This window comes from Microvirga aerophila (genome assembly GCF_003332305.1).
In the GTDB taxonomy this organism is placed as follows: domain Bacteria; phylum Pseudomonadota; class Alphaproteobacteria; order Rhizobiales; family Beijerinckiaceae; genus Microvirga; species Microvirga aerophila.
In genome coordinates, this window is sequence record NZ_QOIO01000114.1 from 1 (window position 1) to 6,557 (window position 6,557).

The 6,557-nt window shown below is 58.2% G+C and carries 7 protein-coding genes; 4 read left to right on the forward strand and 3 right to left on the reverse strand.

Going from position 1 to position 6,557, the window contains the following annotated elements; translation table 11 throughout:
* Positions 1–13: 13 nt before the first annotated feature.
* Entirely contained in the window at positions 14–220 is a 207-nt protein-coding gene (locus tag DRB19_RS28275) for a hypothetical protein (RefSeq protein WP_114189297.1), read from the reverse strand.
* Between the two features lie 265 nt (positions 221–485).
* Between DRB19_RS28275 and DRB19_RS28280 the strand changes: the two genes are divergently transcribed.
* On the forward strand, positions 486–737 hold the full coding sequence (locus tag DRB19_RS28280) for a DUF6894 family protein (RefSeq protein WP_114189298.1): 252 nt from the start codon (positions 486–488) through the stop codon (positions 735–737).
* An 866-nt stretch (positions 738–1,603) separates the two neighbouring features.
* On the opposite strand, the gene DRB19_RS30470 is transcribed toward DRB19_RS28280, so the two are convergent.
* Positions 1,604–1,780, reverse strand: coding sequence for a hypothetical protein (locus DRB19_RS30470; protein WP_162815932.1), 177 nt, complete (start codon positions 1,778–1,780; stop codon positions 1,604–1,606).
* An 836-nt stretch (positions 1,781–2,616) separates the two neighbouring features.
* On the opposite strand from DRB19_RS30470, the gene DRB19_RS30475 reads away from it, so the two are divergent.
* Positions 2,617–2,940 (forward strand): hypothetical protein, encoded by a 324-nt coding sequence (locus tag DRB19_RS30475; RefSeq protein ID WP_147023219.1) that lies wholly within the window; start codon positions 2,617–2,619, stop codon positions 2,938–2,940.
* A gap of 80 nt (positions 2,941–3,020) precedes the next feature.
* Here DRB19_RS30475 and DRB19_RS28300 read toward each other — a convergent pair whose 3' ends face one another.
* On the reverse strand, positions 3,021–4,562 hold the full coding sequence (locus DRB19_RS28300) for a sensor domain-containing diguanylate cyclase (protein ID WP_114189302.1): 1,542 nt from the start codon (positions 4,560–4,562) through the stop codon (positions 3,021–3,023).
* An 888-nt stretch (positions 4,563–5,450) separates the two neighbouring features.
* Here DRB19_RS28300 and DRB19_RS28310 point away from each other — a divergent pair.
* Positions 5,451–5,681 carry a hypothetical protein gene (locus tag DRB19_RS28310; protein ID WP_114189304.1) on the forward strand — a complete coding sequence of 77 codons (231 nt, stop codon included), beginning with the start codon at positions 5,451–5,453 and terminating at the stop codon, positions 5,679–5,681.
* Complete coding sequence (locus DRB19_RS28315) at positions 5,671–6,213, forward strand: sigma-70 family RNA polymerase sigma factor (protein WP_210207555.1); 543 nt, start codon at positions 5,671–5,673, stop codon at positions 6,211–6,213. The genes DRB19_RS28310 and DRB19_RS28315 overlap by 11 nt, the downstream gene beginning before the upstream one ends.
* Positions 6,214–6,557 lie beyond the last annotated feature (344 nt).

Consider the following 6,557-nt stretch of genomic DNA (forward strand, 5'->3'; position numbering starts at 1 on the left):
AGCTTGCAGCAGCCTAACCCCGGCAGAGGCTCCACTTAGCGAACCGAAAACGCTGTTCAGACAAACCGAGCCACCTCTGTTCGAGCACCATCCCAGCAACGATAAACCCGATGATGACCTCCCGGAAACGATACGAGACGAACCAGTACAAGACCGTCATGAAAGCGATGAGAGCGATAACTGCAACGAGTAAGGGACCAACCGCCACTTCGTAGCCCATGTTCGGTTTCCTTCTGATCAGCCGGGCAGATCCAGAGCCAGTCACGGCGACCAACAGAAAACGAAACGGCTACTGCTATATTCCGCGATCATCGTCTACAGACGGTTTATAATGAGGAGTAATCCAACAGGCTGCGCCGCTTGCGTGGTGGTTTTCGCGGGTAATCCTCTCTCAGGCTCTTTTGTTGCCGGTGATGGATGTATAAGAACTAATCCATAGTTGCGCCTGATGTTCGGTGCTGTCATGGCTGATAATCCTGTTAGTCATGCCCCAGTACTCTCTTCACATCTGGAACGGTCGCGACCGCTACGGACATCCAAGGAAACTAGACCTTCCTAGTATCGAAGCTGCCCATGCCGTTGCCTTGCAGTTAGCGCGGGTTCTGATCGCGGCTCGCTCATCCTGGCGCGAGTTGCCGATAGAAGTGCGAAAGCAGTTCGTTATTGAGATTATTGATGAGGCCGGTCAGACGGTGCTGACTGTTCCGTTCACCGAAGCGGAAGGGCCAATGTCGTGATTGTCTCGCCTGTCCCTTCGCATCTTGCACTTGCTTGAAGCTCGTGCCGAAGGGCTCCCAGAGGAACTGTCAGGAGCTAGAGGAGACACCAAGGCAAGGGCAGCTTACCCTGCGCCGGTCGTGTACCAGGACGGGTTTTCCCATGGGCTTATGGGTCCAATGGTGCCTGAACCAAGGACGGAGGTGGGGCCGAAATCCAGCCTAATTGACCAGCTACGTGCGAGTATAGCTGTGTTGTCAGGAAGCGGTTTTTGACCGCCACAACGATGTCGCGGCGTCCCGAATACCTCCAGTGCAGGGTGTCTGTATCGGCACTCGGAGCCAGGACTTCAGTGTCATAGGACACGAGGCCATGATGACTGTTTAGCTCAAAATTAACCCTGTACTTGTCAGAGCCTTTCTGTTCGCTCTTTCCCACTTTCACGTGAGCGGTGACCAGAATATCGCAACGACCTCGCAAGGGCTTGGCTGAGAGCTTCAGCGTATCCCATAGGATGCTCGGGCTTGTTCCTGTGTCGGCCATGGTCGTTCTCCAGACCAGTTAAGGCGCACCCCCTTGTTTTTAAGGATTGTACCTGTGATTTGCAGGAAACGGGATGAGGTAATGGGAGACGGAAAAGGGTTAGGAGTTCCAGCGAGTCTCTACGGGCCCCACGCACCTCCCGGGTTCAACGACTCAACGACCCTTAGCCCTCCTCATCGAAATGGGATGCCCCTGTAACCCTCCGAGGGTTTAGTCGCCGTCTGGAGTCCCAAGAACCCAGCGGGGCCAAGACTACGTGCCACGAAGCCTCGCTCCAGTTCGGCTGTGTCCTGATCTGCCGTTTTCCGCCCTAGGAATACCCGAGCCATAGAGCATCATGTTTTTACACGGCAGCATATCCTGAGTTTTTGAGGTAGTTTGCACATTTGGCAGGCGCGACCTGATCCAGGGCATAGGCCAGTTTCGGGCAATCCTCGAAAAACATCAGCATGGCCCCGAGTGCGGCCCCAAGTGCAGCAACGAGAGTGACCCAGCGCAGGGAGAGGATGGAGTGGAGCATTTGACGAGCCCTCAGCCTGTATCGTGGTCTGGCTAAAGTTGTAACATATTCGTCAGGAAACACTCGCTACCTGAGCCGAGACAATCGCAGTCGCCGCTCGACCTTGTGCTCCGGTCGATCCATGGGACCCTCGGTGCCGTTCCGAAAGGGAGACTGATGCGGGTGGGGTGAGGTGTCCAGCCTGTGTGGGCATCGAGAAGGCTCTCTCTGCGTTAGGCGGGCCCAACGGTCTCTGCTGAATAACGCAGGACCAGTGTCATGAAAAAGCCAAGGTCTCTGCCCGTGATCTCCATATGAGCAAAGAACCGAAGCACCCAAGCCAGCGTGACGGTCTCAACCGGCGGAGCGATGAGGTTGATGCGCCACGCCCAAGAGCCTCCACCGGCAAGCCGCGTGCGGCTTCAAAGCGCAAAGCGGACGCCGCTCTGGGCTCTGTTAGTGCCGAGATACCCAATGGTGTGACGGCCGGTCCAGAAGGAAGCACTGCCCCCAGCCTTTCGCCAGCGCAGGACGCCTCTGCCAGAGCCCGCAGCTTGATCGCGGATCCCGATCAACATAGAGGGGATGAGCAAGCCTCCAACAGCGAGAGTAGAGGCGAGGCCAAGCAACAGTTACCGACGGGTAGGCTCGCAGGGGTTACTGTACTCAATGAACCGCATCCAGATGTTCCAGGCGATTTACTCCAGCGCAAGGAAAGCATGGAGATGCGACCTGACCAGAAGGATGAACCAACTCAAGATCGCTCTATCGTTCATGGCCGCATGTCAGGAAGCCGCGAGGATGGTAAGAACTCGTCCCGCGCTGGTCTTGAAGGCACAGTCCGACGAGGGATCAGAGTGTGGACCCCGCGCCTACAAGCCGCTTCCGACCGCGTGAGGGACGCTTCAAGGCGGGTAGCGGTCTGGACGCGGGAAACAGCAGCACGCAGGGCCGAAAGGGCTCGCACCTCTGAGCCTGCCAATCCGATTTACCTCGTGGCGGCGATCACCCTTGGCATCCCGGCCTTGTTGACGATCCCGCTGATCGGGATGAACCCAGGCATTCAGGAGGGTGCTTTCTCGACAGTGATCACGTTCGTTGTGCTCGCCGCCTTCATTGTCGCGGCACTCTTCGAGATCAAGAAGCTCGTGGACCAGCCTTCGGACGAGGAGCATCATTGACGGGAGCTGGTTGACCGATTTCGCGTGCGGCCTCCTGAACGAGCCATCTCTGAGACGAGGGGCACCGCCTTGCTGACGAGCTACTGCTTCAGAAGATTACCGTTGCGCGTCGCAGCATTCGGTGGTGTCTGCACCTGAGAGCTAAAATCACTCGCGTCAGCTACACGGATGCCGTTCCGACCAGCCGCCTTCGCTTGGTATAGTGCCGCGTCGGCTGCCTCCAAGAGCGCGACACCCACACTCCCGCACGATGGGCGTGCCGAGGCCACGCCAATACTGACCGTCATAACCTGATAGGGACTGCCCTCGTGAACAAGGCCGATGGCCATGACGGCTTGGCGGATGTTCTCGGCAATTAGCTTAGCACCCGACAGGTCGGTCTCGGGCAGCAGCACGGCGAACTCTTCGCCCCCATGCCGAGCAGCCATGTCTCGTGGACGGCGGATGTTGGCACCGAGGGTGCGGGCGATGGCACCAAGCACTTCATCGCCTCTGCCATGGCCGTAACGGTCATTGAAGCTCTTGAAGTAATCTACATCGATGTAGAGCAAAGCCAGCGATGATCCTGACCGGATCGCCTGCCGCCATTCGCGCTCAAAGGTCTCCCGAAAGCCGCGCCGGTTTGGCAGTCCTGTCAAATCATCCGTTCGAGCAATCCGTCTGAGCTTGGCCTCCGCGTGCGTGCGGCGGCGCAACTCGCGCTGGAACAGCACGGTGAGGCCCAGCACCGCCGAGCACAGCACCCCCGTCACGAGACCGAGGACGAGAGCCTTGCGCTTCCAAGCTGCCAAGACTTCGTCCACAGAGACGGCAACGGTCAGAACAAGCGGATAGCGATCCAGCCGCTCGAAAGAGATGATACGGCGCACGCCATCAATCGGCGAGAGCGAGTCGAAGGTACCAGCCTTTCCCTGCAACAGGCGCTGTACGTGGGGAGAACCAGCGAGACTCTGGTCTACCTGCCTCTCGTCGTAGGGATGGCGGGTGAGCAGGATGCCGTCGTGCCGGAACAGATTGATCGCACCTTTGTGGCCAAGGCTCAGGTCGGAAAACAGTTTGTCGATATTGGACAGAGGCACCGTCCCCATCACGACGCCTGCGAAGTGTCCAGATGAATCATAGAGTCCCCGGCTCAGAGCGATGACGAGATCACCCGGTCTGATCCGGCTCCTGAAGGGCCGACTGACATACAAGCCGCTATAAGACTGTTCGCGATGAACCTTGAAGGCGTCGCTGTCGGCCATGTTGAGGGGGCGTGGCGCGATGACGGGACCGCCATCCGCAATGAGATTTCCCGCTTTATCCACCAGCACCAGCGATTCCACAAAGGAAGCGGACGCCGCTCGATCAAACAGCACATGGTGCTGGAGATCGGGGAGGAGGTGAGGAAACTCGACATGGCGCTGTCCCTCCATCACCCCCTTCAACGACAGGTCCAGCAACTCCAAGTCGCTGCCGAGGTCACGGGCGATAGCGGTGAGTACGTTTCGGGAGGACGTTTCGGCCTCCTGCCACGTGTTGAGGCGATCCGTCCACAGGGTGTGTGCTGATAGGGCAAGAATGCCCAGCGCAATCACGCCAGCGATCAGGTTGAGGTAGACTTCCGAGATCAGGCGTTTCATTCAGTTTTGCTGCGCACTCCTGGCAAGAAGTCAGCCTATAAACGTCAGGACCGGAACCACGCAATAGAAAGCGTTTAGGAAGCTAGATGGTTTATTCCGAAAAATTTTGAGCTTAAACCCCGCGAGAACGATCCAAGCATGCAGAGACTTTGTAGGTCGGCAGCTTATCTAGTTTGAGGCTAGCGCTCTTCCACACTCCGACCCACGAAAGCTCGGGAGACACTATGCCCATCTCTGGTGATCAAGCTTCGTTCAATGACAACGGCTAGGACATTTTCGCTGCTTGACCGTTGGCCTGTCGCTGCGGCAGAAATTGGCCCCACTCCCAAGTTGGCGTCTCTGCTCAGCAGCGACAAACAGAGTGGCGTGAATAGATGATGCCCCGACTGAAGCTCTCTTCGACTGCTGTGAGATCGCAGAGCACGCGCTTCTGCGCGCCGCGATAGATGGTGGTTGGAACGCCCATGAGAGCTTCCCAGCGGCAGCGATCCAGCAGCGCTTCGAAGCACTCTGCTTTGCAACCAGGCCGTTTCCTGCCGTGATAGACGCTCTGATTGCGAAGGGGCTGTTGGGCCACGATGGCAAGTTCCTCCATCTGACCCCCTCTGGCTGGGCGTGCGCTCAAAGGTAAGCCGCTCTTCGAGTTCCTGTCCAAGCCAGCCTCAGTCGAGGATAACAGCAGTATGGCCCCGTTTGCCGACACTGAGAGAAAGTATCTGGATGCTGATGCGGTCAGACGCTGGTAGCCAAGCCGTGCAGGTTCTAGGAACTGCGTGACCCAGAAGAATTACCATGGGGCGGAAAATTTGCCTCTTGGTCTGGAACGCCCTTCACCCTCTGCGGTTGACCGTCAAGCTCCCAAGGACAGCGGATTGCGGGGATCGCCCGATGGCCGACGCTGTGAAGAACGACTGGCGGTCAGGTCAGCTTATCATCATCCCTGATGCGTGGCGCGACGCCAGCCTCTGGAGCGACATCCAAGCTGAGACGCAGGACGGGATCGAGGCAGCCTTGCAGGCCATGTATGCCGCGTTGCTCCAGCAGCCGCTCTCGCCGCAACTGGTCAAGCTCGTCTGGGAGATCGAGACCCACCTGGAGGGCATCCAGCGTGGCTGTTGAGGAGCCGCTGCGGTCCCACCTCCTGGCGGCGGTGCCTCATCTACGGGCGTTTGCTATCTCCCTGACCAATAACCCTGACCGTGCCGATGATCTGGTGCAGGATACCCTCGTGCGGGCCTGGGCTAACATCGACAAGTTCGAGCGGGGGACGAACCTGAGCGCATGGCTCTTCACCATCCTGCACAACCTCGTCCGCTCCGAGTACCGTAAGCGCAAGCGCGAGGTGGAGGACGCGGACGACTCCTTTGCGGCTCGGCTCAAGACGCAGCCGGATCAGCAGGCGCATCTTGATTACGAGGATTTTCGCAGAGCGCTGCGGAGGCTTCCAGTGGAACAACGGGAGGCACTGCTGCTGGTGACAGCGCAGGGTATGTCCTATGAGGAGGCGGCTGTGGTGTGCAGGGTTGCGGTTGGCACCATCAAGAGCCGCGTGAACCGTGCCCGTTTCCGGCTGACAGAATTGCTGGGCTTGGAAGACGAGGCCGAGATCGGGCCAGATAGCGTGATGAAGGCAGCGCTGTCTGTGGAGTGACCGCTGCTTCATGCCTCACGGACTTGAATGGTCGCGCTTGCCTGCCTGAACCACCACAGAATGGCTCGTTCAGCCATCGGCTCCTGCCATCTGGTATGAATTCTCAAGCTATGCTGTTGGTATTCACAACCTAACGCTCAGCCATCTGTATGCCCCGACGAGTTGGCGAGAAGATTTGACCGGCTCCGCACCCTCTGCAATGGAACGCCGATTAAACATGTCAGCACCTGTTCGAGCGGATTGCATCCTTTTGCTTGCCTTCGAGCAGAGGTGGCTCGGTTTGTCTGAACAGCGTTTTCGGTTCGCTAAGTGGAGCCTCTGCCGGGGTTAGGCTGCTGCAAGCT